Source organism: Sphingomonas sp. Sphisp66 (genome assembly GCF_047324325.1).
GTDB lineage: Bacteria > Pseudomonadota > Alphaproteobacteria > Sphingomonadales > Sphingomonadaceae > Sphingomonas.
In genome coordinates, this window is sequence record NZ_CP168508.1 from 1,332,243 (window position 1) to 1,355,583 (window position 23,341).

Sequence of the window (23,341 nt, forward strand, 5' to 3'; positions counted from 1 at the left end):
CGTGCCTGCCTTGCATGCCCTTGCCAACCCCGCGCGCTTCCTCAGGATTGCGCGGCCGCTGACGCCGATCCTGTTCTGGGTCGGGTTGGCGCTGGTGCTGTTCGGCTGCTGGGCCGGGCTGACGCTCACCCCGCCCGACGCGGTGCAGAAGGAGAGCGCGCGAATCCTCTACATCCATGTTCCCAGCGCCTGGCTGGGCATGGGCGGGTGGAGCGGCCTCGCCATCGCCTGCCTGAGCTATCTGATCTGGAGGCATCCGCTGGCGAGTGTCGCCGCCCGGGCGATCGCGCCGGCGGGGGCGACCTTCGCGGCGCTCTGCCTGCTCACCGGCTCGATCTGGGGCCGTCCGACCTGGGGCACTTGGTGGGAATGGGACGGGCGGCTGACCTCGATGCTGCTGCTGTTCTTCGTCTATGTCGCCTGGATCGCGCTCGACCGCGCCGATGCCGAGCGGTCGGGCGACGGGCGGGTGCCGGCGCTGTTCGGCGTGGCGGGCAGCGCGCTGCTGCCGATCGTCCATTATTCGGTGATCTGGTGGAACACGCTGCACCAGGGCGAAAGCGTGGTAACCGGCAAGATCCATATCTCGCTGCTCTGGCCGCTGTTCTTCACGCTGGGCGGCTTCACCCTGTTCTTCGCCGGCGTGGTGCTGATGCGGATGCGTGCGATCCTGGCGAGCCAGAAGGTCGAGGCCCGTCTGCGGCGGATGGCGGCGGCATGAACCACTGGCCGTTCATCACTGCCGCCTATCTGGTCGTGCTTCTCGGCACCGCCGGGCTCGCCGCGCTCAGCTATGCCGCGATGCGCCGGGCCGAGGCTGCGGCCGAAGCGCTGCGGAGTGGCCGCGAATGAAGGCGAAGCACCAGCGGCTGGTCCTCGCGCTGCTTGCCTTGGGGGCGATCCTCGGCGCCTCGGCGCTGGCGATGTCCGCGCTCAAGGATCAGGCGGCGTTCTTCTATGCGCCCGCCGATGTGAAGGGGAAGCCGCTGCCGCTCGACCGGCATGTCCGGCTGGGCGGGATGGTCGAGAAGGGCTCGATCAAGCGCGCCGCCGACGGCGTTTCGATCCGCTTCGTGGTGACCGACGGGCAGGCGACGGTGCCGGTCGCGTTCAAGGGCGTGACGCCGGACCTGTTCAAGGAAGGATCGGGCGTGGTCGCCGAGGGCAAGTTCCAGCCGGACGGCAGTTTCGTCGCAGACAATATCCTCGCCAAGCATGACGAGCGCTACATGCCGCCCCAGGCTGCCGGCAACATGCACGAGACGAAGACGCTAGAGCAGTGATCGCCGAAGCCGGTCTCGCCGCCCTGTGGCTCGCGACGGGTTTCGCGCTCGTCCAGGTGATGCTTGCCTGGGGGGCGGCGAAGGGTGCCATGCAGGGCACCGGGGCGATGGTGATGACCGCGCTGCGCCGGGTTGCCGTGGTCCAGGGCATGCTGGCGCTCGCCGCCTTCGGGCTGCTCATCACGCTGTTCGTCCTGTCGGACATGTCGGTGGAATTGGTCGTCGAGAACAGCCATTCGATGAAGCCGCTGATCTACAAGATCGCCGGTGCCTGGGGGAACCATGAGGGCTCGATGCTGCTCTGGGTCACCGTGCTGGCGACCGCGGGGGCAGGCGTCGCGCTGTTCGAGAGGCGCCTGGCGACCGCGACGCTCGCCGCGACATTGGGCGCTCAGGCGGCGATCGCGATCGGTTTCTATGCCTTCCTCGCCTTCGCCTCCAACCCGTTCGTCCGCGTCAATCCGGCCCCATTGGACGGGCGGGGGCTCAATCCGCTGCTGCAGGACCCCGGCCTCGCCTTCCACCCGCCGACGCTCTATCTGGGCTATGTCGGGCTTTCGGTGGCGTTCAGCTTCGCGGTCGGCGCGCTGCTGATGCGCGATGTCGGCCCCGCCTTTGCCCGGGCGATGCGGCCCTGGGTGCTGGCGGCGTGGATCTTCCTGACCATCGGCATCACCGCGGGCAGCTATTGGGCCTATTACGAGCTCGGCTGGGGCGGCTGGTGGTTCTGGGACCCGGTCGAGAACGCCTCGCTGATGCCCTGGCTGGCGGCGACCGCCCTGCTCCATTCGGTGACCGTGCTCGCCACCCGCGACGGGCTGCGGGCCTGGACGGTGATGCTTGCCGTCGTGGCCTTCTCGATGTCGATGATTGGCACCTTCCTGGTCCGCTCGGGCATCCTGGTGAGCGTCCATGCCTTTGCCGTCGACCCGACCCGCGGCGGGTTCATCCTTGCGCTGCTCGGCCTCTATATCGGCGGAGCGCTTGCTCTGTTCGGCGCGCGGATCGGCACGGTGAAGCAGGGCGCGACCTTCGAGCTGGTCAGCCGCGAAGGCGCGCTGGTGCTCAACAACCTGCTGCTCTCGGTGATCCTCGGCGTGGTCTTCATCGGCACGCTCTATCCGCTCGTCGCCCAGGCGGCCGGCGTGCAGCTGTCGATCGGCGCGCCCTTCTTCGAGAAGGCGGCGGTGCCCGTCGGCCTCGCGCTGGTCGCCGCGACTGCGGCCGGGCCGCTGCTCAAATGGCGGCGCGACCAGTGGAAGACGCTGTTCGGCAAGCTGCTGGTGCCGGTCGGGGCGGGCGTCATCGCCTTCGTCCTGGTCCTCGCGCTGGGCGGGGCGCACTGGATGCCGTCGCTGGCACTGGGGCTCGCCGCCATGCTCGCCGTCGCCAGCGTCATCCCGCTGTTCCGCCGCAACCTGCGCCGCACGCCGTTGCACATTTACGGCATGGTCGTCGCCCATCTCGGCATCGCGGTGAGCATCGCCGGCATGGCCGCGGACGGCGCCTTCAAGGTCGAGCGGCTGGCGGCGATCTCGGTCGGGCAGAGCGTCACGGTCGGGCCGTACCGCGTCGAGCTGCTCGAGGTGCGGCCGGCGGTCGGCCCCAACTGGTCGGCGCTCGAGGCGCATCTCAAGGCGACGCGGGGCGGCGAGACTATCGACCTGTTCCCGCAGCAGCGCTTCTTCGCCAACCCGCCGACCAACACCAACGAAGCGGCGATCGCGACGCTGCTCGACGGCCAGCTCTACACGGTGATCGGCCAGGGCGACGGGGCGGGGCGCTGGCAGATCCGGGCGTGGTGGAAGCCGTTCGTCACGCTGATCTGGGCCGGCGGCTTCCTGATCGCACTGGGCGGGCTGCTTTCGCTGGTCGGCCGCGTCCGGCGTGAGCGGCGCGACGCGGAGAATGACGCATGAGGCGGCTGCTGATCTGGGCGCCGCTGGCGCTGTTCGGCCTGGTCTTCGCCCTGGTGGCGGGCGGGCTGATCAAGCCGGCCGATCGGACGATCCACTCGGCGATGGTCGGCAAGCCGCTGCCGGCGCTGGCGATGAAGCCGCTGCTGGCGACCAAGCCGGGCATCGACAGCGCGGCGCTGAAGGGCAAGCCGCGGCTGCTCAACGTCTTCGCCAGCTGGTGCATCCCGTGCATCGCCGAGGCGCCGCAGCTGCTCAAGCTCAAGCAGGCCGGCGTCGAGATCGACGCGATCGCAATCCGCGACACGCCCGAGGCGGTGCAGGCGTTCCTGCAGCGCAACGGCGATCCCTACGCCCGGATCGGAGACGATCCGACCGGCAAGGCGCAGATCGCGCTGGGCTCGTCGGGCGTGCCCGAGACCTTCCTGATCGACGCCCAGGGCAGGATCGTCGACCAGCATATCGGCGACATCCGCGCCGACGACATCCCGGCGATCCTCGCCAGGCTGGAGGCGGCGAAATGAAGCGGCCCGCGATCCTGCTTGCGCTGCTTGCCGCCAGCCCGGTGCTTGCCGATTCGAACCGGCCGGCGGCGCCGCTCGCCTATAGCCAGCTGCCCGATGCGGCACAGGAGGCGCAGGCCAAGGCGCTGATGGAGACGCTGCGCTGCCTGGTCTGCCAGGGCCAGTCGATCGCCGACAGCGATGCCGAGATGGCCGGCGACATGCGGGCGCTGGTCCGCGAGCGCATCGCCAAGGGCGAGCAGCCGGCGGCGATCCGCAGCTACCTGGTCCAGCGCTATGGCGATTACGTCACCTATGACCCGCCGCTGAGCTGGGTGACCGCGCCGCTGTGGATCACGCCGCTGCTGCTGCTCGCCATCGGTTTGCTGCTCGCCCGGCGGCTGTTCCGCAAGGGAGGCGCGTGATGGGCTGGCTGATGCTCGCCCTGGTGGCCCTGGTCGCGGCGCTGGCGCTCGTGCTGCTGCGCTATCCCCGCAAGCTGTGGACCGTGCCGGCGACCGCGATGATGCTCGGCGCGGCGGGCTATGCCTGGCAGGGCAGTCCGGCGCTGCCAGGCCATCCGGTGGCGGCGGGCGCGGAGAAGAACCTGGTCAACCAGGAGATGGTCGACCTGCGCGACGCGATGTTCGGCAAGTACGGCACCTATGCCTGGAGCTATGGCAACCTTGCCGACGGCATGCTCCGCCTGGGCGACCGCGAGCGGGCGGCCAAGGTGTGGCAGGGCGCGGTGCGGCAGGTGCCGGGGGACGTCGCGCTGTGGACCGGCTTCGGCGCGGCGCTTGCCGAATATGACGGCAACCAGATCTCGCCGGCTGCGCAGTTCGCCTTCGACAAGGCGCTGGCGATCGGCCCCGATCATCCCGGCCCGCGCTTCTTCTACGGCCTCGCGCTGGTCCGTGCCGGCCGCTACGCCGAGGCCAAGCCCTGGTGGGAGAAGGCGCTGGCGCTGACCCCGGAAAAGGCGAGCTACCGCGACCAGCTGGCGGCGCGGCTGATGGTGCTGGACATGTTCCTGGCGGACCAGGCGCGGCAACAGGGCATGCAGGGGGAGCCGCAGCCGGCTCCGGGGAATGGCCCGACGGCAACGCCGAAGCCGTGAGGCCTTTCCAACAGAGGCGCCCCGAGTCGCCGCTGGAAGTTCACTAAGGTCACGACATTGGCGGGCTTTGCGGCGCCCGAAAGCGGGCGATACGCAACATGCTGTCGCGCGGCTGATCCTATCTTTCCAACAAAAGCAAAGAGCGGCCGGGACATGATCCCGACCGCTCCACGCAAACAGATGAAATCCTACATTACAAGGCCGGAGACGATCAGCCCGCCCAAGCCTCGTACGGCAGGTCGAGATCGTCGGCGACGGCCTTGAACGCGATCTTGCCCTTGTAGACGTTGAGGCCGTTGGCGAGGTGCTTGTCGGCCTTCATCGCGCCCTCGGCACCCAAGTTGGCGAGCTTGAGCACGAACGGCAGCGTCGCGTTGTTGAGCGCGAAGGCCGAGGTGCGGGCGACGGCGCCCGGCATGTTGGCGACGCAATAGTGGATGATACCGTCGATTTCGTAGACCGGGTTGTCATGCGTGGTCGCATGGCTGGTCTCGAAGCAGCCGCCCTGGTCGATCGCGATGTCGACCAGCACCGAGCCGCGCATCATCGTCTTGAGCATGTCGCGGGTGACGAGCTTGGGCGCGGCGGCGCCGGGCACCAGCACCGCGCCGATCACGACCTGCGAGGTCTTCACCGCCTCGGCGATCGCGGCCTTGGAGGCGTAGGCGGTCTTGATCTGGCTGCCGAAATGCATGTCGAGCTCGGCCAGGCGCTCATTGTTGATGTCGTAGATGGTGACGTCGGCGCGCTGGCCGGTAGCCATCTGCGCGGCGTTGATGCCCGACACGCCGCCGCCGAGGATCGCGACCTTGCACGGCGCCACGCCCGGCACGCCGCCGAGCAGCTCGCCGCGGCCGCCCTGTTCCTTCTCGAGATAATGCGAAGCGACCTGGACCGACATGCGGCCGGCGACTTCCGACATCGGCTTGAGCAGGGGCAGGGCGCCCGAGTTCGAGGTGACGGTCTCATAGGCGATGCAGGTCGCACCCGAGGCCATCAGGCCTTCGGCCTGGGGCTTGTCGGCGGCGAGGTGGAGATAGGTGAACAGCACATGGCGCGGCTCGAGCAGCGCGATTTCCTGCGGCTGCGGCTCCTTGACCTTCACGATCATGTCCGACCCGGCGAACACGGAAGCGGCGTCGGGGGCAATCTTCGCGCCGACCTTGGTATAGGCCGCGTCGTCGAAATCGATGCCCATGCCGGCCTTGGTCTCGACCAGCACTTCGTGGCCGGCATGGACCAGCTCGGCCACCGAAGCCGGGGTCAGGCCGACACGATATTCGTGATTCTTGATTTCCTTGGGAACGCCGATGCGCATGGGAGCCTCTCCTGAAAGCGATTGGCGTGCAGAATATAGCATGGCGGGCCGCGAATCCCTGCAAAGATATGACAGGCGGCGCGGTGGTGCGCATGGAATTGCTGTAATCAGCCTGAAAATGCGCTATTCATGCAGGATGGACAGGATCGACGCAGCTATCCTCAAATCGCTCGCCGCGGACGCGCGTGCGCCGGTGAGTGCCATCGCAGCCGAGGTGGGGCTTTCGCAATCGGCCTGCACCAGGCGGATCCAGGCGCTGGAGGCGTCGGGGCATCTGCTCGGCTATGGCGCGCGACTCGGCCACCGGCGGCTGGGCTATCGGATCACCGCGCTGGTCGACATCACGCTGGGCACCCAGGTCGAGGAGGACCTAGCCCGGTTCGAGGCGGCGGTGGCGCAGATCGACGGGGTGGTGGAATGCGCGCTGGTCTCGGGCGGGCAGGACTATCGGCTGAAGATACTGGCGCGCGACCTGGACGATTACGAACGGCTGCACCGCGAGCATCTGGGGCGGCTGCCCGGCGTGGTGACGATCAATTCGAGCTTCGTGCTGCGCGCGATCCCGACGCGGAGCGAGGCGGAGGCGCTGTTCGGCGGGCGGTAAGGGGCGGAGCTCTCAACTGGCAAGGCGACTGCCGCGCCGCGGAACCGTGGCGAAATCCGGTTAGGCCGGTCGCACGCTGACCGCGAACACTTGAACGGTGATGGGCCAGCAGCCATTCTGCGACCGAATCATATAAGTCGTATAATGGGAGAGCGAGGCCGTGGGCAGCCATCACACCAATCGCCGGGCGTTCCTGGGCAGCACCGCTGCAGTTGCAGTGGCAGCGACTGGCATGCCGGCCGCGGCGGGGTCCGCCGCTCCCGTGATCGCCGCATCACCGCCGCCCAATCGCGCGCCGCTTGCGCCGCAGCCCTTCTATCCGCTGCCGACCGGTGCGGTCCGGCCGGGCGGATGGCTGCGCAGGCAGTTGCAGATCCAGGCGGATGGCATGGGCGGGCGGATCGACGAGACCTGGCCCGATCTCGGCTCCGACAGCGGCTGGCTGGGCGGCAAGGGCGAGAGCTGGGAGCGCGGACCCTATTTCCTCGACGGACTGGTGCCGCTGGCGTGGATGCTCGATTCGGCGGCGCTCAAGGCCAAGGCGATGAAGTTCATCGACTGGACGCTCGACAACCCGGCCCCCAACGGCATGATCGGCCCGCGCAGCAACGACGACTGGTGGCCGCGCATGGTGATGCTGAAAGTGCTCACCCAATATCATGAGCTGACCCAGGACCCGCGCGTCATCCCGGTGATGACCCGCTATTTCCATCACCAGCTGGCGGAGATGCCGGGCCGCCCGCTGCGCGACTGGGGCCGGTCGCGCTGGCAGGACGAAGTCGTGTCGGTGATCTGGCTCTACAACCGCACCGGCGATGCGAAGCTGCTCAAGCTGGCCCGGCTGCTCAAGCAGCAGGGCACCGACTGGCAGGGACTGTTCGGGCCGGATTATCCCTATCGCACCAAGACGATCAAGGCGGAGGTCGGCCTCGACAAGACGGGGGAGGAGGGCACCGCCAACGGGCTCGCGGACCATGCGCAGACGCTGCACGGCGTCAACAATGCGCAGGCGCTGAAGGCCTCGCCGGTATGGGCGGTGATGTCGGGCAGCGCCGGGGATCGCAGGGCGATCCACAACCAGCTGGCGATCCTCGACCGCTATCACGGCCTGCCGATCGGCATCTACTCGGCCGACGAGCATCTTGCCGGGCGCAGCCCGAGCCAGGGCGTCGAGCTGTGCGCGATCGTCGAGGCGATGTATTCGCTCGAACTCGGCCTCGCCATCACCGGCGATGCGGTGCTGGGCGATCGGATCGAGCGGATCGCGTACAATGCGCTGCAGGCGACCTTCACCGACGACATGTGGGCGCACCAGTACGACCAGCAGCCCAACCAGATCCGCTGCGCGCACGAGAAGGGACCGTGGACGACCAATGGTCCCGAGGCGAACCTGTTCGGGCTGGAGCCCAATTTCGGCTGCTGCACCGCCAACTTCCACCAGGGCTGGCCCAAGCTGGTCGCCAGCCTGTGGATGGCGACGGCCGAGGGCGGGCTGGCCAAGACGATCTATGGCCCGTGCGAAGTAACGACCATAGTCGGCGAGGTGCCGGTGACGCTGCGCGAGGAGACCGACTATCCGTTCCGCGACCAGGTGACGATCCATGTCGATCCGGCGCGGCCGACGCGGTTCCCGATCGCGCTGCGCGTGCCCGGCTGGGCCAGGACGGCGAGCATCCGCGTCAATGGCAAGGCGGTCGCCGGTGCGGTCGCGGGGCAGTTCGCCACGATCGATCGTGAGTGGAAGGCGGGAGACAGGATCGAGCTGCGCTTCGCCGCCGAGGCCCGCCGGGTCGCCTCGCCGCATGGCAGCTTCGTCGAGCAGGGCCCCCTGGTGTTCTCGCTGCCTATCCCCGAGAAGTGGCAGAAGCTGCGCGACCGCGGGCTGACCGCCGACTGGGCGGTGCTGCCCGAGGGCGAGTGGCGCTATGCGCTGGCCGAGGATGCGCCGATCGAGCGGGTCGAGCGGGCGATCGGGCCAGTGCCCTTCTCCCGCCGCAGCCCGCCGGTGGTGCTGGTGACGCAAGGCTATCGCCTGACCGCCGCCGATTGGGACGAGCGCGACAATGCCGCGGCGCCCCCTCCCGAGACGGCAATGGTGAAGGGTGCGCCGGAGAAGCTGGTGCTGATGCCCTATGCCGCGCCGAAGCTCAGGATCACCAGCTTCCCGGTGGCGAAGAAGGCATAGACGCGCCTCTGGCCGTCACGGCTCGCTGCTGGCAGGATGGCGCCAGGGCAACCGGAGCGGACCGCATGCTGAAGGGAAGCTGTCATTGTGGCGCGGCGGGCTGGACCCTCACCGGGGGCCCGGGCTCGATCACGGCATGCAATTGCACGCTGTGCCGGCGCTATGGTGCGCTATGGGCCTATGATTTCGAGGGTGAGCGGATTGCCGTGACCGGGCCAACGTCGAGCTTCCGCCGGGTCGGCAAGGCGGATCCGGCGCTCGAGATCCTGTTCTGTCCGAGCTGCGCGGGCGTGCTGGCCTGGCGGGGGTTGCGGCTGGAGGAGGATGGCCGGCGGCGCATGGCGGTGAACCTTCGCCTTGCCGAGCTCGACGCGGTCGCCGACCTGCCGATCGACCATTTCGACGGGCTCGACACGTTCGAGGACCTGCCCCCGAGCGGACGCACGGTGCGCGATCTCTGGGCCTGACGCGCCGGCTATTTGGCGCCGGGCAGCTTGATGCCGAGCAGGATGAGGCGCTCGCCGGTGATGCCGAACCAGTGCGGCACGCCGGCGGGGACCAGGATGACGTCGCCCGGGCCGAGCGTCCGCGTGGTGCCGCCTTCGATCCGGCTGCCTTCGACCAGGCCGGGATTGCGGGTCGCCGGGTCGGCCAGGGTGCCGCCCGAGACCAGGGTGCCGGCGCCTTCCAGCACGATCGCATATTCGGCCTCGGCGGGGTGGACCGCCGGGCGGCCCGGCTTCTTCCAGATCTCGATCGCCGCGACCCGATCGCCGTCGCGCACCAGCGGACGCCACATGAAGCCCTGGTCGGGCTTCATCTCTGCGAGCATCGCGCGAGTCTGGGCCTGGACCTCGGTGCTGGCGGCGAAGCTGGTCGGGTCGGTGGTCGTCTGGGCCGAGGCGATGCCGGACGCGCATGCGAGGAGGAGCGCGAGGGTCTTTGCCATGGTCTTCACTGCGTCTCTCCTCTGCCGGTCCGTCCACGCCAAGACATAAGAAGCGAGCCCCTGGGTCAAGCCCGGGGCGACGGGAAAGGGCTACGACCTTAGCCGTGCTTGCGGTGGCGGAAGTTTCGCGCAACGCAAGGGGCAGGGGAGAGTCGAACGATGCGGATTGTCCAGGTTGTTTGTGGTCTCGCCCTGGCGCTGGTGCCGCTCTCCGCTGGCGCCCAGTCGCTGGCTACGGTCGAGCGCAATGGCGCCTTTGTCGCGGTCGAGCCCTATGCGCCGAACATCGTGCGGGTGACGATCTCGCTCGAGCGGGCGCTGAGCGATGCGGCGCCGGGCCCTGGCATCTCGGGCAAGGCCGATGCCAAGGGCTGGTCGCACAAGGCGGACGGCAGCGGCGACGTGTTCGCCTCGCCGGCGCTGACGCTCACCGTCGATCCGCAGCCCTGGCCCAAGGCGCCGAGCCAGATGGAGCGCTATTTCGTGCCGTCGCTGCCCCGGGTGTCGCTGTCGGTGCGCGGGGCGGACGGGCGGCTGCTCACCAAGATGAACGGCTGGGAGCTGGCGCCGCACACGGTGAATGGCGAGAAGACGTTCAAGGCCGGGGCGAGCTTCGCCGCGCCGACGGACGAGCATTATTACGGGCTCGGCCAGAACCAGGAGAGCGTAGGCGCGCTCGATCTGCGCGGGCGGACGGTCGACTGCCGGCACTATTACGACGCGCCGGCCGGCGAGACGGTGTGCATCCCGTTCCTGATGACCAACAAGGGCTATGCGGTGGTGTGGGACAATCCCTCCGCCACCATCGTCTCGCCCGGGCTGCACGGCAGCACCCACTGGCAGTCCGAAGTGGGCGAGCGGGTGTCCTTCTTCGTGATCACCGGGGCGACCACCGACGAGATCTATGCCGGCTATGCCCGGCTGACCGGCGACACGCCGCTGCCGCCCAAGGCCGCCTTCGGGCTGATCCAGAGCAAGGCGCGCTACGAGAGCCAGAAGGAGCTGCTCGGCGTGGCCGAGGGCTATCGCAGCCGCGGCTATCCGCTCGACGTGATGGTGCTCGACTGGTTCTATTGGACCCGGATGGGGCAGCTCGACATCGACCGGAATTTTTTCCCGGACCCTGCGGGGATGAACAAGCAACTCCACGACCAGGGCATGCACAGCATCATCAGCGTGTGGCCGCGCTTCGAGCGCGAATCGCGCTATTTCAACCTGCTGAGCGCCAAGGGCTGGCTGCTGAAGGACAAGGACGGAGGAGTCGTGGATGGCCTGCCGGTGCGCGCGGACCGGGCCGGGGCGCTGCTCGACAGCACCAATCCCGAGGCACGGGCGTGGTTCTGGGAGAAGATCCGCGACAATATCGCCAGCCAGGGCTTCGACTGGTTCTGGCTCGACGAGACCGAGCCGGACCTGGTGCCCGACGGCAATTTCTACTCGATCGGATCGGGCGACCGGTACCACAACCTCTATCCGCTGGTGCACACCGCCAGCGTGATGGAGGGATCGGCGCGCGACCGGCCTGATTTCCGCAACCTGATCCTCGCCCGTGCCGCCTATCTGGGCACGCAGCATAGCGGCGCGCTGTTCTGGTCTTCGGACGTTCAGGCTACCTGGGAAGCGCTGCGGCGCCAGGTGCCGGCGGGGCTCAACTTCACCGCGAGCGGCCATGCCTATTGGAGCAGCGACACCGGCGGCTGGCAGTGGCCGAATGGCCCGGCGGCCGAGCGACCGGTGCTGCTCGATCCGGCGGGCGCCACCGCGATGGGAGCGGACTACAAGGACTATCCCGAGCTGTTCACCCGCTGGTTCGCCTACAATGTCTTCACTCCGACCTTGCGCATCCATGGCCAGCGCCCGGGCACGGCGATCTGGGAATATGGCGCGGCAGCCGAGCCGGTGCTCGCGAAGTTCCTGCGGCTGCGCTACGCGCTGATCCCCTATCTCTATTCGCTTGGGTACAAGACGCACGAGACCGGCGCGCCGTTCATGCGCGGGCTGTTCATGGACTTCCCGGACGATCCCAATGTCGCGAACCTGGGCGACGAATACATGTTCGGGCCCGCCTTCCTGGTCGCGCCGGTGACCGAGCAGGGGGTGACCGCGCGGCGAGTGTACCTGCCCGCCGGTACGGATTGGTATGATTACTGGACCGAGGAGAAGCATGCGGGCGGCCAGTGGGTCACCGCCGCGGCGCCGATCGACCGGATCCCGCTGTTCGTGCGTGCCGGATCGATCGTGCCGCTGGGCGCGCAGGTGCCCAACACCTCGGCGCGCCAGCCGCTCGAGGCTATCCGCGTCTATCCGGGACGGGACGTCAGCTTCGCCCTGTATGACGATGACGGCGTGACCAACGCCTATCGCAAGGGAGCAGGGACGCGGACCGAGCTGCGCTGGAACGACCGGGAAGGGCGACTCTCCGCGTCGGGCAAGCTGCCCGGCGGGCAGGATCTCCAGGCGCTGGTGCGAGTCGCGGGGGCATCGTCCGCGCCGAAATGACGGACGCGCATTTTCGCAACGGAACCAGCCGGGCCTCTTGCGCGTCGGGCCCTGCGTAACGACATTCGTTGATTGCCTTTGCTGCGCGTGCTAACGGCCCGCCCGCAATTAGAAGATCGAGAACGCAGGTCGCATGACCAGGTCCGTTTCCTTTCCGACGCGACACCCGCGCCCGTGAACATCCCCAAAGAAGGAGCCGACGAGTCGGCTCCAGCTCCGCTCGACGCGCATGCCGCGCATGGCCATAGCCATGACGCGACGTGGAAACTGGCGATCGGCGCGATCGGCATCGTCTTCGGCGATATCGGTACCAGCCCGCTCTACGCCTTCCGCGAGACCTTTGCCGGGCACCACAAGCTCGACCTCGACACGATGCACATCATGGGCGTCATCAGCCTGATGTTCTGGTCGATGATGGTGGTGGTGACGTTGAAATACGTCACGATCATCATGCGGGCGGACAACAAGGGCGAGGGCGGCAGCCTGGCGCTGCTCGCGCTGATTTCGCGCAGCAGCGGCAATCCCAAGCGCTGGACGCAGGGGATCGTGCTGCTTGGCGTCTTCGCCACCGCGCTCTTCTATGGCGACTCGATGATCACCCCGGCGGTGTCGGTGCTGTCGGCGGTCGAGGGCCTGTCGGTCGCGGCGCCGGGCTTCGCCCGGCTGGTGCTGCCGATCGCAGTGGTGATCCTGGTGCTGCTCTTTTCGATCCAGCGGACGGGCACGTCGCGAGTCGGCGCCTTTTTCGGCCCGATCATGCTGTTCTACTTCCTGACGATCGCGACGCTCGGCACGCTGAGCCTGGTGCAGACTCCGACGATCCTCAACGCGCTGCTGCCGCACCATGCGCTGACCTTCTTCGCCGCGGACCCGATCAAGGCGTTCCTGGCGCTGGGCTCGGTCGTGCTGGCGGTGACGGGTGCCGAGGCGCTCTATGCCGATATGGGCCATTTCGGCCGCAAGCCGATCCGCATCTCCTGGCTGTGGTTCGTGCTGCCGGCGCTGATCCTCAATTACATGGGGCAGGGCGCACTGCTGATGCGCGACCCCGCGGCACTGCACAGCCCGTTCTACGAGCTCGCCCCCGAGGTGCTGCAGTTCCCGCTGGTCATCCTCGCCACGATGGCGGCGGTGATCGCCTCGCAGGCAGTGATCTCGGGTGCCTTCTCGGTCACCCAGCAGGCGATCCAGCTCGGCTTCGTGCCGCGGCTGCGCATCGAGCATACCAGCGCCTCGACCGCAGGGCAGATCTACATCCCGCTCATCAACTGGGCGCTGATGATCATGGTCATCCTGCTCGTGCTGACCTTCCAGACCTCGTCGAACCTCACCGCGGCCTATGGCATCGCCGTGACCGGCGCGATGCTGATCGACAACTGCCTGCTGGCGGTGGTGCTGTTCGGCCTGTGGAAGTGGAAGAAGCGCTATGCGATCCCGCTGCTCGCACTGTTCTTCACCGTCGACCTGGCCTATTTCACCGCGAACCTGACCAAGGTGCCCGATGGCGGCTGGTTCCCGCTGTTCGTCGGCTTCGTGGTGTTCACCCTGCTGACCACCTGGTCGAAGGGCCGCCAGCTGATGATCAACCGGCTGCGCGAGAGCGCGATGCCGATCAAGATCTTCATCACCTCGGCCGCCACCGCCGCCACGCGCGTGCCCGGCACCGCGGTGTTCATGACCTCGACCCCCGAGGGCGTGCCGCACGCGCTGCTCCACAACCTCAAGCACAACAAGGTGCTGCACGAGCGGGTGATCCTGCTGACGGTGAAGATCAAGGACGTGCCCTATGTCCCTGACGAGAACCGGATGATGATCGAGGACCTGGGCAAGGGCTTCCACCGCATGATCCTGGCCTATGGCTTCATGCAGGAGGCAGACGTGCCGGCCGCGCTCAAGTCGGTCAACGCGTGCGGCGCCGAGTTCAAGATGATGGAGACCAGCTTCTTCCTGGCCCGCCAGACCCTGCTGCCCTCGTCGCGGCCGGGGATGATGATCTGGCGCGAGAAGCTGTTCGCCTGGATGCTGCGCAACGCCGAAAGCGCGATGGAGTTCTTCCGCCTGCCGACCAATCGCGTGGTCGAGCTGGGCAGCCAGGTCGAGATTTGACCGAGCGCGCGGCGCCGCTGATCGTCACGGCGCTGCTCGGGCGGCAGGACCAGGCCTGGTTCAACGCGCTGCGCCGCGAGCATTATCCGCCCGAGCGGAACGTGCTCGACGCGCATCTCACCCTGTTCCACCAGCTGCCGCCCTCGGTGGCGGACGAGCTCAAGCACCGGCTTTCGGTGGAGACGCGCGGGGTGCGGGCGCCGCGGGCGAAGGTGACCGGGCTGATGTCGCTGGGCGGTGGGGTGGCCTACCGAATCGAGGCGCCCGAGCTGGTGGCGATTCGCGAGGGGCTGCTCGATGCGTTCGCGGGACTGCTCACGCCGCAAGATGCCGGCCGCTGGCGGCCGCATGTCACGATCCAGAACAAGGTGCGCCCGGTTCTCGCCAAGGCGGTGCTGATCGCGCTTTCCCGCGATTTCGTCCCTCGCGAGGTGGAAATCGCGGGGCTGGCGAGCTGGCATTATCGCGGCGGGCCGTGGGAAGCGCATTCCCGTCACATGTTCGCTTGACCTTAAGCGAGGCCGGACCTATTGGGCCCCCTCGCTTCGGCGACAGCCTCTTTGGGGCGGAGTAGCTCAGTTGGTTAGAGCAGCGGAATCATAATCCGCGTGTCGGGGGTTCAAGTCCCTCCTCCGCTACCACCTGCACCGTTGGTGCAGACGATGCGCCGGGCGCCTTCCCAGTTTCCGTATCGAGCTTGATCGCCAGCTGAGCGATCAAGTCCTGTTGGAATCGCTCAGCCTGCCAACGGGGATGGCAACTCCCAGCGGATGCCGAGCCCTTCGGCGACCTTGCGCGCCCAGTCGTTCACCAGGGCGATCTCCTCGCGATGCGCTTCGGCGGCCGTCGCCAGTTCGGCGGCGCGGCGGGCGGCGTCGAAGGGGACGCCGGTCTTGGAATGGCGGGTGAAGACCGGCCCGGCGGCGCTCGCATCGGCATCGAGCGCCAGGCCGAAATGGCCGGCAATGGCGCGCAGCGACGCGGCGGGCGCGCCGATCAGTGCCTCGCTGTCGATCCAGCGGGCGCGCTGGGGGTGGCGGCCGAGCGTCTCGCCCAGGATGCGGTGGAGCGCCAGCCAGGCGTCGGCGCCGATCTGGAGGTCGGTATGCTCGAACAGGTCGGGCTCGCTGAAGCCGAGTTCGGCGAGGCGTCCGCCCCGCAGGCTGGTGAACAGCTTGCGGGCCCAGACCCGGCCCCAAAGCCCCCGGCGCGCGATCGAGGCGAGATAGACGGGCAGCGGCGAATAGAGGCAGAGCGCGCGGCTGTCGGGGCGGCGGGCGAGAATCTCGGCGCCGAGCGCGTTGCCGACGCTGCCCGCCTTGATCACCACGGCCTCGCCCGGCGCGAAGGGGCGGGCGAGCAGCGCCAGGATCGCCTCGCTCGCCTCGCCGTTGCGGTCGTGCGGGGCGCCAGTGACGCGGCAGCCGATGATGTCGGAGAGGATCGGCGGCTCCTTGAGCGTGAACACCGTGCCTTCTACGTCGAGCGCGCGGGCGAAAAGGGTCGAGCCGGTGAGACCGGAATGGAGGATCAGGTGGAGCGGTGCGCGCGGGATCGCCATGCCGGCAAGCGCGCGGCGGGGGACGACGCGGCGGGGCAGCGGCTCGATCGCGTCGAGCTGGGTGAGGAAGCCGATCGCCCGGTGCTGCGCGCGCGGGAGGAAGGCGAAATGGATCTCGTCGCGGCGATAATCATAGCGGAGGGGAAGCCAGCGCGGATCGGCGAGCAGCGCGGCAAGGTCTGGTTCGGACATGGCGGCCCTTCTCGCGTGCCGGCCGGGCGGCGTCCAGTGGGCGTCACCAGTCCGCTAGAAGCGCTTTCAGGCCCCCAGCCAAAGCTGTTGTCCACAGCCATTGCGGGGCGGGAGATACACCCCATGTTGCCTCGCACCTTCTCCACCCCCTAGATGCGGGTAGTTGCCCGCACTCGGAAAGCCCTATGACCGCCACCCATTCGACTCGCATGCTGATCCTCGGTTCCGGCCCCGCCGGCCTCACCGCCGCCATCTATGGCGCGCGCGCCGGCATGGCGCCGATCGTGGTGCAGGGCATCCAGCCCGGCGGCCAGCTGATGACCACCACCGATGTCGAGAATTATCCCGGCTTCCGTGACGTGATCCAGGGCCCGTGGCTGATGCAGGAGATGCAGGCCCAGGCCGAGCATGTCGGCGCGCAGATGATGTGGGACACGATCGTCGAGGTCGACGTCTCGCAGCGCCCGTTCCGCATGGTCGGCGACAGCGGCACCGTCTATCTCGGCGACGTGCTGGTGATCGCCACCGGCGCCCAGGCCAAGTGGCTCGGCCTCGATTCGGAGCGGCTGCTCCAGGGCAAGGGCGTGAGCGCCTGCGCGACCTGCGACGGCTTCTTCTTCCGCGGCAAGAAGGTCGCGGTGATCGGCGGCGGCAACACCGCGGTGGAGGAGGCGCTCTACCTCACCAACCACAGCCATGACGTCACCGTGATCCACCGCCGCGATTCGTTCCGCGCCGAGAAGATCCTGCAGCAGCGCCTGTTCGCCAATGAGCGGATCAGCGTGCTGTGGAACAAGAAGGTCGAGCGCTTCATCGGTGGCGGCCAGCCCGAGGGTCTGGTGGGCATCGAGCTGAAGGACATGGAGACCGGCGAGCTCTCGACGATCGACGTCGATGGCGGCTTCGTGGCGATCGGTCACCACCCGGCGACCGAGCTGTTCCGCGGCCATATCGAGCTGGATTCGGACGGTTATATCGTGGTCGAGACCGGCACGACCAAGACCAGCGTGCCCGGCGTGTTCGCTTGCGGCGACGTGATGGACAAGCATTACCGCCAGGCGGTGACCGCTGCGGGCACGGGCTGCATGGCCGCGCTCGACGCCGAGCGCTTCCTGGCGGAGGCGGACTTCGAGACGGTGGTCCAGCACGCGGCGGAGTGAGCAAGACCGTCGCCCCGGCGAAAGCCGGGACCTCGTGCCGCAGGCGTTAGTTGCCTGAGACCCCGGCTTTCGCCGGGGTGACGAGCTGTTCTACCACCTTCTCGAACAGCCAGTCCTTGTCGGCGGCGGTGGCGAAGCTGTGGCTGTCGCTGTCGAGCTGGTCGATACTTGCCTTCGCACGTGCCGCGTCGAACGCCGGTCCCTTGAACGCATCGGCGAAGGCGATGGCGGTGTTGTCACCCTTGGCGAGCAGGATCGTCGCCGGCACCTGCACCTCGCCCAGCGCGGCGGCGAGGCGGCCGGCGAGCGAGGTGTCGCCTTGCGGCGCGTTCTTCGAGATCCTGGCCAAGCCCTTGGCGAGCTTGGCGATGTTCACGCCGCCGCGGGCGGCGCGCAGCCACTCCTTCGGGTCGCGCAGCTTGGCGGCATAGTGGGAGCGGATCGCCGCGGCGGGGGGCATCTCGTCCACGGTCTCGACCGTCCAGGGATTGGCGAGGATCAGCGCGTCGATCCCGGCCTGGGCGTGGAAGAAGGCAAGGGCGGTGGCGGCGTCGCAATTGCCATAGGCGATGATGCGCTCGACCCCCGTCTCGCGAAAGGCCTGCGCCGCCGCTGCGATGTCGGTCGCACTGCTCTCGAACCCGCCATTGTCGCCGGTCGAATCGCCGATGCCGCGGCGGTCGTAGCGCAGCACCGGATGGTCGGCGCGGGCTACGCGCTCGGCGAGTTGCGCCATGCCGCGATGCGCGCCGATGCGGATCTCGTTGCCGCCCGAGACGATCAGCAGCCCGGTGGTCCCGGCCGCATCGTCAAGCGTGCCGACCAAAGTCTCGTCGCCGCAGCCAAACTCGATCAGCTTGCGCATGTGCGGATCCAGGCGGCGATGTCGTCGGCGAGCAGGGTTGCGAGCGCCGGATCATTGTCCGGCTCGGCGCGGCGCCAGAGCGGGCTGGCTTCCACCTTGAGGGCGGCGTCGGCGGTGTCGGTGGTGAGGCGGACGATCCGCGCATTCGGCGCGGGGCGGGCGGTGGCAAGCTCGCCGAGCAGCGCGGGTGAGACTAAATTGCCGGCGATCTCGATCGGCACCTCGCCGCCGAAGACCAGCGAATCCAGGTCCTTGCGCTGGGGATCGGCGGCGAGCGCGGTGCGCTTCAGCTCGCGCAGCAGCTTCTCGCCGGGCATGGGTGCGAAGTGCCAGCGGCCGGCGACGGGGGCGAGCACATCGAGCAGCGCGCCGCTGCGCAGCGCCAGGGCGTAGCAGGGGCGGTCTTCGCGATCGAACCTGTCGCAGGCGAAGTTGAAGGCGTCCTGCAGCTTGAGCAGCGAGGTGCGGTGCGTGGGCACCAGGCTCTCGCCCTGGCCGGGCAGATCGGGGAGCGCCCCGGCGATCCCGCGCGCGGCGAGGAGGCGCAGGATCGTCACCACGAAGCTGCGGGTGCGGTTGGCTTCCTCGAACAGCGGCAGCGCCGCGACCACGACCGGGCCGGCATCGGGGCCGAAGCGCATCATCGCCTCGCGCCCGCCCGCCCAGTCATAGCTGTCGATCACCCGAGCGCCTTGGCGGCGGCGAAGCGGGTGAGGGCGCCGAAGCTCTCGAGCATCTCGCCATCGACCTCGTCGTCCTCGATCAGGATGCCGAGCCGGTCCTCGAGCTCGGTGAGCACGCCGGCCACGGCGAGCGAATCGAGCTCGGGCAAGGCACCGAACAACGGCGTGTCCTCGCGGAATTCCGCGACTCTGTCGGCACTTAGGCCCAGCACGTCGCGCAATACGGCGCGAACGGTGTTTTCGACTTGGAGCGACCCATCGGGCTGCAATGTATTTCCCCTGCCGGTTTTTTCGTTCCCGTAAGACTTGGCGCGGGCGCTGCCAAGTATAAGGGTAATGCCGTGATACCGCTCGACCCCGTTCCCCGGCCCCTGGACAGCCTGACCCTGCGCGGCGCGCCTGACGCCGTGGCGCTGGAAGACAAAGCCGGGACAATGACTTACGCCCAGCTGGAACGGGCCGTGGGCGAGATGGCCCATGCCCTCAGGGCGCTGGGCCTTGAGCCGGGCGACCGGGTGGCGACCTGGCTGCCCAAGACCCGGACTGCCTGCCTGATGCCGCTGGCGGCGGTGCGGGCGGGGCTGGTGCATGTGCCGGTCAACCCGGTGCTCAAGCGGGCGCAGGTGGCGCATATCCTGGCGGACTCGGGGGCCAAGGCGCTGGTGTCGCAGAGCGTACGCCTTCAGTCCCTCGAAGTTGGCGATGTTGGCGACCAGTGCCGGGTGGTCGAGGAAAACGCGCTCACCGCCGAGCGGACACTTCCACCCTCGGATGTTGGCACCGATACGCTGGCGGCGATCCTCTATACCTCGGGATCGACCGGCAGGCCCAAGGGGGTGATGCTGAGCCATGCCAATTTATGGCTCGGTGCCATCAGCGTGGCGCATTATCTTGAGATCAATTCTGAGGATCGGGTGCTCGGCGTGCTGCCGCTCAGCTTCGATTACGGACAGAACCAGCTCTTCTCGACCTGGGCCGCCGGCGCCCGGGTGGTCCCCCTCGATTATCTGACCGCGCGCGACGTCATCAAGGCGGTCGAGCGGTTCGACATCACCAGCCTGGCGGGGGTCCCACCGCTCTGGGTACAGCTGCTCGAGGCGGAGTGGCCGGTTGAGACTGCGTCTAAACTCCAGCGCCTAACCAATTCAGGTGGAGCGCTTACCCCGCGCATGGTGCGCGACCTGCGGGCGCGCTTCCCCGCGGCCGACCTCTATCCGATGTACGGGCTGACCGAGGCGTTCCGATCGACCTATCTGAATCCTACGCTGGTCGACACGCATCCCGATTCGATCGGAACGGCCATTCCGTTCGCGGAAATTGTCGTGGTCGGTCCGGACGGGGCGCCGGCCTCTCAGGGCGAACTGGTCCATGCGGGCCCTCTGGTCGCCCAAGGTTACTGGCAGGACCCCGAGCGGACGGCACAGCGCTTCCGGCCGGCGCCGGCCTTCGCGAAGAGCGGCGGCATGGCCGTATGGTCGGGCGACACGGTGCGGCTGGGCGAGGACGGACTGCTCCGCTTCGTCGGGCGCGACGACGAGATGATCAAGTCGGCCGGCAACCGGATCAGCCCCACCGAGATCGAGGAGGCGGTGCTGTCGGGCGGCGAGACCGGCGAGGCGGCGGCGTTCGGCGTGGCGGACGCGCGGCTGGGCCAGGCGATCCTGGTCATCGCCCGCGGCGACGGCAGCCGCGAGGCCGCGCTGCGCGAGCGGCTGCGGCGCGACCTGCCGAGCTTCATGCAGCCGGCACGCTATGACTGGCGTCCGGAACTGCCCAGAAACGCGAACGGGAAGCTGGACCGGACGGCGTTGCGGGCTAGCCTAGCGTGAGGCTGTCTTTCTACACCGTCATCCCCGCGCAGGCGGGGATCCAGGGTGGCAGAGCGACGTACATCGTGACTCTGGATCCCCGCCTTCGCGGGGATGACGAAGGGGTATGGGGATGACGATTGGGGGCTGAATGACCATCACCGCGAAACCCTTTGGCCCGATCCCGCCGGAATTCGCGGAGCTGCGCCAACTTCCGTGGCTGGACGTCCGCACCCCGGCCTATGTCTATGACTTCGCCGTGGTCGAGGCGCGGATCGCGCTGCTGCGCGCGGCGCTGCCCGGCAGGGTAGGCGTGCATTATGCGATCAAGGCCAACCCGTTCCCGCCGCTGCTCGAGCGGATCGCGCCGCTGGTCGACGGGATGGACGTCGCCTCGGCGGGCGAGATGGGACGGGCGCTCGACGTCATGGCGGCGACCGCGATCAGCTTCGCCGGGCCCGGCAAGCGCGACGCCGAGCTGGAAGCGGCGATCCGCGAGGGCGTGACGATCAACCTCGAATCGATCGCCGAGGGACAGCGCGCGCTGGCGATCGGCCAGGCGCTGGAGAGGACGCCGCGGCTGGCGGTGCGGGTGAACCCGGACTTCGAGCTGCGCGGATCGGGGATGAAGATGGGCGGGCGCGCGTCTCCCTTCGGCATCGAAAGCGCGCATGTGCCCGAGCTGGTCCGGCTGCTGCGCGGCGAAGGCGCGGAGTGGCGCGGGCTGCACATCTTCGCCGGATCCCAGTCGCTCGACACCGAGGCGATCATCGCGACCCAGGCGGCAACGATCGAGCTGGCCGCGCGGCTGGCGGACGAGATCGGCGCGGTGCCGCCGCTGGTCAATCTGGGCGGCGGGTTCGGCATCCCCTATTTCCCGGGCGACACGCCGGTGGACGTCGGCGCGATCGGCGCGGCGCTGGCGGGCGCGGTCGGGCGGCTGGACAGCGAATATGCGATCGAGCTGGGCCGCTGGCTGGTCGGCGAGGCGGGGGTGTATCTCGCCCGGGTGGTCGACCGGAAGGAGAGCCAGGGCGAGACCTTCCTGATCGTCGAGGGCGGGCTGAACCATCACCTGGCGGCGACGGGCAATTTCGGCACGGTGGTGCGGCGCAACTATCCGGTGGCGGTGGCGCACCGGATGCAGGACCCGGCGGAGGAAGTGGTGACCGTGGTCGGGCCGCTGTGCACCCCGCTCGACCGGCTCGCCGACCGCGTGGCGCTGCCGCGTGCGGAGGTGGGGGACGTGATCGCGGTGTTCGCGTCCGGGGCTTATGGCGCGACCGCGAGCCCGAGCGCGTTCCTGGGGCATCCGGCGGCGGGGGAGTTGCTGGTCTAGCCGCTGCCGTTCCGCGGAATTAACTTCCCGCCGCTAGAGCCGCCGGATGGTTTGGTGAGGGCGGAATGGCGATGCGTAGCGGTGCGGCTTTTCTGGCGGGTGCGATTGTCGGGGCGGGGCTCGGCTTTGCCGGAAGGCGCCGCGAGGCGTCCGAGTCGGAATGGTCGCACCGGGAAGACGAGTTTCTCTACAATCCCACGGTGCTGCTGCTCGAGGCGAACCTTCGCGCCAGCGCGCGGATGATGGACCTGCTGCGCGACGATGATTTCGCGCAGCAGCTCGCCGACATGCTGGCGAGCTCCATCGGCAATTTCTGCACGCTGGGCGGCGAGATACTGCTGCGCTGCAGTTCGGATTCCGCCCGGGCGGTGATCGCGCATCTGCGAGGGCGTGGAGAGGATTACCTTTCCTTTGTGCACAGCATCGCACCCCGGCCGCTGCGAACCGAGCCGGCACAGGTGCTGGCGGAACTCGAGGCGATCGGATGGCGTCGGCCCAGTGACGAGGAACTGGCGGCGTTGAAGGCGGTGGAGGCGCTGTCGGAGCGGAACAGCCGGATCGCGCTTCAACGGGACAGAGCGGAAGCGTGAGGGCGACCGCCCGCAAGATTGATCCCCCTGACGAAGGTTGCTCCATACCCGTCACCCCGGCCGTGTGCCGGGGTCCACCACGCCGCATCCAATGCCCTACGATCTCTTGTCCAGCGTTTGCTTCCCGGTGGACCCCCGCCCAAGGCCGGGGTGACGATGGAAGAATGCGTCGGTGCGAGGACGTCGGGTGCGTCGCAGGGGGCCGGCGCTAGGCCCGCCGCACCCCCAGCACCGTCAGGAAGCGGTCGGGCCAGAGGATCGACTGGCCGGTCTTGAGCCCGATCAGCGCGGCGCCGACGGGGGTTAGGATCGAGATGCGGCCTTGGGCGATATCCGCCTCGGACGGGTAGACCAGGGTGACGGTGCGGCGGGTGCCGTTGCTGTCGTCGAGGAACTCCACCGTGGCGCCCATCGTCACCGTGTCGGGCGAGATGCTGGTGGCGCTGTGCAGCCGGGCGCGTTCGGTCTCGCGGAGCAGCAGCGCGCTGACCGCGGGGAAGCGGCGGGCGACGCTGAGCGCCAGGCCGGCGAGCTGCTCGGCTTCGGAATCGATCATGTCGATCGGCGGCCGGCCGGCCGCCTTGCGGGTCTTGCTCATCTTTGGATCTCCCAGGCAGAGGCGGCGCAGTGCCGCCGGGGCGCCGAACGACGGCGCGTTGC

General features: G+C 68.6%; 24 protein-coding genes and 1 tRNA gene. 18 read left to right on the forward strand and 7 right to left on the reverse strand.

Annotation, left to right across the window (positions count from 1 at the left end; genetic code table 11):
* Position 1 precedes the first annotated feature (1 nt).
* The 7 genes from ccmC to ACEN8G_RS06470 are packed head-to-tail and all read left to right on the forward strand — an operon-like array spanning position 2 to position 4,822.
* Positions 2-721, forward strand: a complete 720-nt coding sequence (ccmC, locus tag ACEN8G_RS06440) for a heme ABC transporter permease CcmC (protein ID WP_413416686.1) — start codon at positions 2-4, stop codon at positions 719-721.
* Complete coding sequence (locus ACEN8G_RS06445) at positions 718-852, forward strand: hypothetical protein (protein WP_307118603.1); 135 nt, start codon at positions 718-720, stop codon at positions 850-852. The genes ccmC and ACEN8G_RS06445 overlap by 4 nt, the downstream gene beginning before the upstream one ends.
* Entirely contained in the window at positions 849-1,283 is a 435-nt protein-coding gene (gene ccmE, locus ACEN8G_RS06450) for a cytochrome c maturation protein CcmE (protein WP_413416684.1), read from the forward strand. The genes ACEN8G_RS06445 and ccmE overlap by 4 nt, the downstream gene beginning before the upstream one ends.
* Positions 1,280-3,202: a heme lyase CcmF/NrfE family subunit gene (locus ACEN8G_RS06455; protein ID WP_413416682.1), complete on the forward strand. Its 1,923-nt coding sequence runs from the start codon at positions 1,280-1,282 to the stop codon at positions 3,200-3,202. The genes ccmE and ACEN8G_RS06455 overlap by 4 nt, the downstream gene beginning before the upstream one ends.
* Complete coding sequence (locus ACEN8G_RS06460; RefSeq protein WP_413416680.1) at positions 3,199-3,723, forward strand: DsbE family thiol:disulfide interchange protein; 525 nt, start codon at positions 3,199-3,201, stop codon at positions 3,721-3,723. The genes ACEN8G_RS06455 and ACEN8G_RS06460 overlap by 4 nt, the downstream gene beginning before the upstream one ends.
* The gene (locus tag ACEN8G_RS06465) at positions 3,720-4,127 is read left to right on the forward strand and encodes a cytochrome c-type biogenesis protein (RefSeq protein WP_413416678.1); all 408 of its coding nucleotides are present in this window, start codon (positions 3,720-3,722) and stop codon (positions 4,125-4,127) included. Before ACEN8G_RS06460 ends, ACEN8G_RS06465 begins: the two co-directional genes overlap by 4 nt.
* Positions 4,127-4,822 (forward strand): tetratricopeptide repeat protein, encoded by a 696-nt coding sequence (locus tag ACEN8G_RS06470; protein ID WP_413416676.1) that lies wholly within the window; start codon positions 4,127-4,129, stop codon positions 4,820-4,822. Before ACEN8G_RS06465 ends, ACEN8G_RS06470 begins: the two co-directional genes overlap by 1 nt.
* A gap of 211 nt (positions 4,823-5,033) precedes the next feature.
* On the opposite strand, the gene ald is transcribed toward ACEN8G_RS06470, so the two are convergent.
* A complete protein-coding gene (gene ald, locus ACEN8G_RS06475; RefSeq protein WP_413416674.1) occupies positions 5,034-6,140 on the reverse strand; it encodes an alanine dehydrogenase in 1,107 nt (368 codons plus the stop codon).
* Positions 6,141-6,276: 136 nt separating this feature from the next.
* Here ald and ACEN8G_RS06480 point away from each other — a divergent pair, with 136 nt between their 5' ends.
* The 3 genes from ACEN8G_RS06480 to ACEN8G_RS06490 all read left to right on the forward strand — a co-directional run bounded on the left by ACEN8G_RS06480 (position 6,277) and on the right by ACEN8G_RS06490 (position 9,396).
* A complete protein-coding gene (locus ACEN8G_RS06480) occupies positions 6,277-6,744 on the forward strand; it encodes an Lrp/AsnC family transcriptional regulator (protein WP_307118610.1) in 468 nt (155 codons plus the stop codon).
* 160 nt (positions 6,745-6,904) lie between these two features.
* The gene (locus ACEN8G_RS06485; RefSeq protein ID WP_413416672.1) at positions 6,905-8,929 is read left to right on the forward strand and encodes a beta-L-arabinofuranosidase domain-containing protein; all 2,025 of its coding nucleotides are present in this window, start codon (positions 6,905-6,907) and stop codon (positions 8,927-8,929) included.
* A gap of 65 nt (positions 8,930-8,994) precedes the next feature.
* Positions 8,995-9,396, forward strand: a complete 402-nt coding sequence (locus ACEN8G_RS06490; RefSeq protein WP_413416670.1) for a GFA family protein — start codon at positions 8,995-8,997, stop codon at positions 9,394-9,396.
* A gap of 8 nt (positions 9,397-9,404) precedes the next feature.
* Here ACEN8G_RS06490 and ACEN8G_RS06495 read toward each other — a convergent pair whose 3' ends face one another.
* On the reverse strand, positions 9,405-9,878 hold the full coding sequence (locus tag ACEN8G_RS06495; RefSeq protein ID WP_413416690.1) for a cupin domain-containing protein: 474 nt from the start codon (positions 9,876-9,878) through the stop codon (positions 9,405-9,407).
* 159 nt (positions 9,879-10,037) lie between these two features.
* Here ACEN8G_RS06495 and ACEN8G_RS06500 point away from each other — a divergent pair, with 159 nt between their 5' ends.
* The 4 genes from ACEN8G_RS06500 to ACEN8G_RS06515 all read left to right on the forward strand — a co-directional run bounded on the left by ACEN8G_RS06500 (position 10,038) and on the right by ACEN8G_RS06515 (position 15,124).
* The gene (locus ACEN8G_RS06500; protein ID WP_413416668.1) at positions 10,038-12,377 is read left to right on the forward strand and encodes a TIM-barrel domain-containing protein; all 2,340 of its coding nucleotides are present in this window, start codon (positions 10,038-10,040) and stop codon (positions 12,375-12,377) included.
* Positions 12,378-12,551: 174 nt separating this feature from the next.
* Positions 12,552-14,483: a potassium transporter Kup gene (locus ACEN8G_RS06505; protein ID WP_413416666.1), complete on the forward strand. Its 1,932-nt coding sequence runs from the start codon at positions 12,552-12,554 to the stop codon at positions 14,481-14,483.
* Positions 14,480-14,992 carry a 2'-5' RNA ligase family protein gene (locus ACEN8G_RS06510; protein WP_413416664.1) on the forward strand — a complete coding sequence of 171 codons (513 nt, stop codon included), beginning with the start codon at positions 14,480-14,482 and terminating at the stop codon, positions 14,990-14,992. The genes ACEN8G_RS06505 and ACEN8G_RS06510 overlap by 4 nt, the downstream gene beginning before the upstream one ends.
* 55 nt (positions 14,993-15,047) lie before the next feature.
* A tRNA-Met gene (locus ACEN8G_RS06515) sits at positions 15,048-15,124 on the forward strand.
* A 95-nt stretch (positions 15,125-15,219) separates the two neighbouring features.
* On the opposite strand, the gene ACEN8G_RS06520 is transcribed toward ACEN8G_RS06515, so the two are convergent.
* On the reverse strand, positions 15,220-16,236 hold the full coding sequence (locus tag ACEN8G_RS06520; protein WP_413416662.1) for a hypothetical protein: 1,017 nt from the start codon (positions 16,234-16,236) through the stop codon (positions 15,220-15,222).
* A gap of 185 nt (positions 16,237-16,421) precedes the next feature.
* Here ACEN8G_RS06520 and trxB point away from each other — a divergent pair, with 185 nt between their 5' ends.
* Complete coding sequence (gene trxB / locus ACEN8G_RS06525) at positions 16,422-17,396, forward strand: thioredoxin-disulfide reductase (protein WP_413416660.1); 975 nt, start codon at positions 16,422-16,424, stop codon at positions 17,394-17,396.
* Positions 17,397-17,442: 46 nt separating this feature from the next.
* Here trxB and ACEN8G_RS06530 read toward each other — a convergent pair whose 3' ends face one another.
* Genes ACEN8G_RS06530 through ACEN8G_RS06540 form a run of 3 tightly spaced genes read right to left on the reverse strand, consistent with a single transcriptional unit; the run spans position 17,443 to position 19,213 of the window.
* On the reverse strand, positions 17,443-18,261 hold the full coding sequence (locus ACEN8G_RS06530; protein WP_413419216.1) for a hydrolase 1, exosortase A system-associated: 819 nt from the start codon (positions 18,259-18,261) through the stop codon (positions 17,443-17,445).
* Positions 18,249-18,944 (reverse strand): hypothetical protein, encoded by a 696-nt coding sequence (locus tag ACEN8G_RS06535; protein WP_413419218.1) that lies wholly within the window; start codon positions 18,942-18,944, stop codon positions 18,249-18,251. The genes ACEN8G_RS06530 and ACEN8G_RS06535 overlap by 13 nt, the downstream gene beginning before the upstream one ends.
* The gene (locus ACEN8G_RS06540; RefSeq protein WP_413419220.1) at positions 18,941-19,213 is read right to left on the reverse strand and encodes an acyl carrier protein; all 273 of its coding nucleotides are present in this window, start codon (positions 19,211-19,213) and stop codon (positions 18,941-18,943) included. The genes ACEN8G_RS06535 and ACEN8G_RS06540 overlap by 4 nt, the downstream gene beginning before the upstream one ends.
* A gap of 72 nt (positions 19,214-19,285) precedes the next feature.
* On the opposite strand from ACEN8G_RS06540, the gene ACEN8G_RS06545 reads away from it, so the two are divergent.
* The 3 genes from ACEN8G_RS06545 (at position 19,286) to ACEN8G_RS06555 (ending at position 22,681) form a co-directional block, all read left to right on the forward strand.
* Complete coding sequence (locus ACEN8G_RS06545; protein ID WP_413419222.1) at positions 19,286-20,773, forward strand: acyl-CoA ligase (AMP-forming), exosortase A system-associated; 1,488 nt, start codon at positions 19,286-19,288, stop codon at positions 20,771-20,773.
* A 130-nt stretch (positions 20,774-20,903) separates the two neighbouring features.
* Complete coding sequence (locus ACEN8G_RS06550; protein ID WP_413415003.1) at positions 20,904-22,091, forward strand: pyridoxal-dependent decarboxylase, exosortase A system-associated; 1,188 nt, start codon at positions 20,904-20,906, stop codon at positions 22,089-22,091.
* A gap of 65 nt (positions 22,092-22,156) precedes the next feature.
* The gene (locus tag ACEN8G_RS06555) at positions 22,157-22,681 is read left to right on the forward strand and encodes a hypothetical protein (protein WP_413415004.1); all 525 of its coding nucleotides are present in this window, start codon (positions 22,157-22,159) and stop codon (positions 22,679-22,681) included.
* 208 nt (positions 22,682-22,889) lie between these two features.
* Here the strand turns inward: ACEN8G_RS06555 and rnk are convergent, their stop codons facing one another.
* Positions 22,890-23,279, reverse strand: a complete 390-nt coding sequence (gene rnk, locus ACEN8G_RS06560) for a nucleoside diphosphate kinase regulator (RefSeq protein ID WP_413415005.1) — start codon at positions 23,277-23,279, stop codon at positions 22,890-22,892.
* Between the last annotated feature and the right edge of the window lie 62 nt (positions 23,280-23,341).

What these genes read in the sequence shown, in the direction of transcription:
- ACEN8G_RS06445 (WP_307118603.1), top strand. Translation starts at nt 718, where the DNA reads ATGAACCACTGGCCGTTCATCACTGCCGCCTATCTGGTCGTGCTTCTC.
- ccmE (WP_413416684.1), top strand. Translation starts at nt 849, where the DNA reads ATGAAGGCGAAGCACCAGCGGCTGGTCCTCGCGCTGCTTGCCTTGGGG.
- ACEN8G_RS06460 (WP_413416680.1), top strand. Translation starts at nt 3,199, where the DNA reads ATGAGGCGGCTGCTGATCTGGGCGCCGCTGGCGCTGTTCGGCCTGGTC.
- ACEN8G_RS06465 (WP_413416678.1), top strand. Translation starts at nt 3,720, where the DNA reads ATGAAGCGGCCCGCGATCCTGCTTGCGCTGCTTGCCGCCAGCCCGGTG.
- ACEN8G_RS06470 (WP_413416676.1), top strand. Translation starts at nt 4,127, where the DNA reads ATGGGCTGGCTGATGCTCGCCCTGGTGGCCCTGGTCGCGGCGCTGGCG.
- ald (WP_413416674.1), bottom strand. Translation starts at nt 6,140, where the DNA reads ATGCGCATCGGCGTTCCCAAGGAAATCAAGAATCACGAATATCGTGTC.
- ACEN8G_RS06480 (WP_307118610.1), top strand. Translation starts at nt 6,277, where the DNA reads ATGGACAGGATCGACGCAGCTATCCTCAAATCGCTCGCCGCGGACGCG.
- ACEN8G_RS06490 (WP_413416670.1), top strand. Translation starts at nt 8,995, where the DNA reads ATGCTGAAGGGAAGCTGTCATTGTGGCGCGGCGGGCTGGACCCTCACC.
- ACEN8G_RS06495 (WP_413416690.1), bottom strand. Translation starts at nt 9,878, where the DNA reads ATGGCAAAGACCCTCGCGCTCCTCCTCGCATGCGCGTCCGGCATCGCC.
- ACEN8G_RS06500 (WP_413416668.1), top strand. Translation starts at nt 10,038, where the DNA reads ATGCGGATTGTCCAGGTTGTTTGTGGTCTCGCCCTGGCGCTGGTGCCG.
- ACEN8G_RS06520 (WP_413416662.1), bottom strand. Translation starts at nt 16,236, where the DNA reads ATGTCCGAACCAGACCTTGCCGCGCTGCTCGCCGATCCGCGCTGGCTT.
- trxB (WP_413416660.1), top strand. Translation starts at nt 16,422, where the DNA reads ATGACCGCCACCCATTCGACTCGCATGCTGATCCTCGGTTCCGGCCCC.
- ACEN8G_RS06530 (WP_413419216.1), bottom strand. Translation starts at nt 18,261, where the DNA reads ATGCGCAAGCTGATCGAGTTTGGCTGCGGCGACGAGACTTTGGTCGGC.
- ACEN8G_RS06550 (WP_413415003.1), top strand. Translation starts at nt 20,904, where the DNA reads ATGACCATCACCGCGAAACCCTTTGGCCCGATCCCGCCGGAATTCGCG.
- ACEN8G_RS06555 (WP_413415004.1), top strand. Translation starts at nt 22,157, where the DNA reads ATGGCGATGCGTAGCGGTGCGGCTTTTCTGGCGGGTGCGATTGTCGGG.
- rnk (WP_413415005.1), bottom strand. Translation starts at nt 23,279, where the DNA reads ATGAGCAAGACCCGCAAGGCGGCCGGCCGGCCGCCGATCGACATGATC.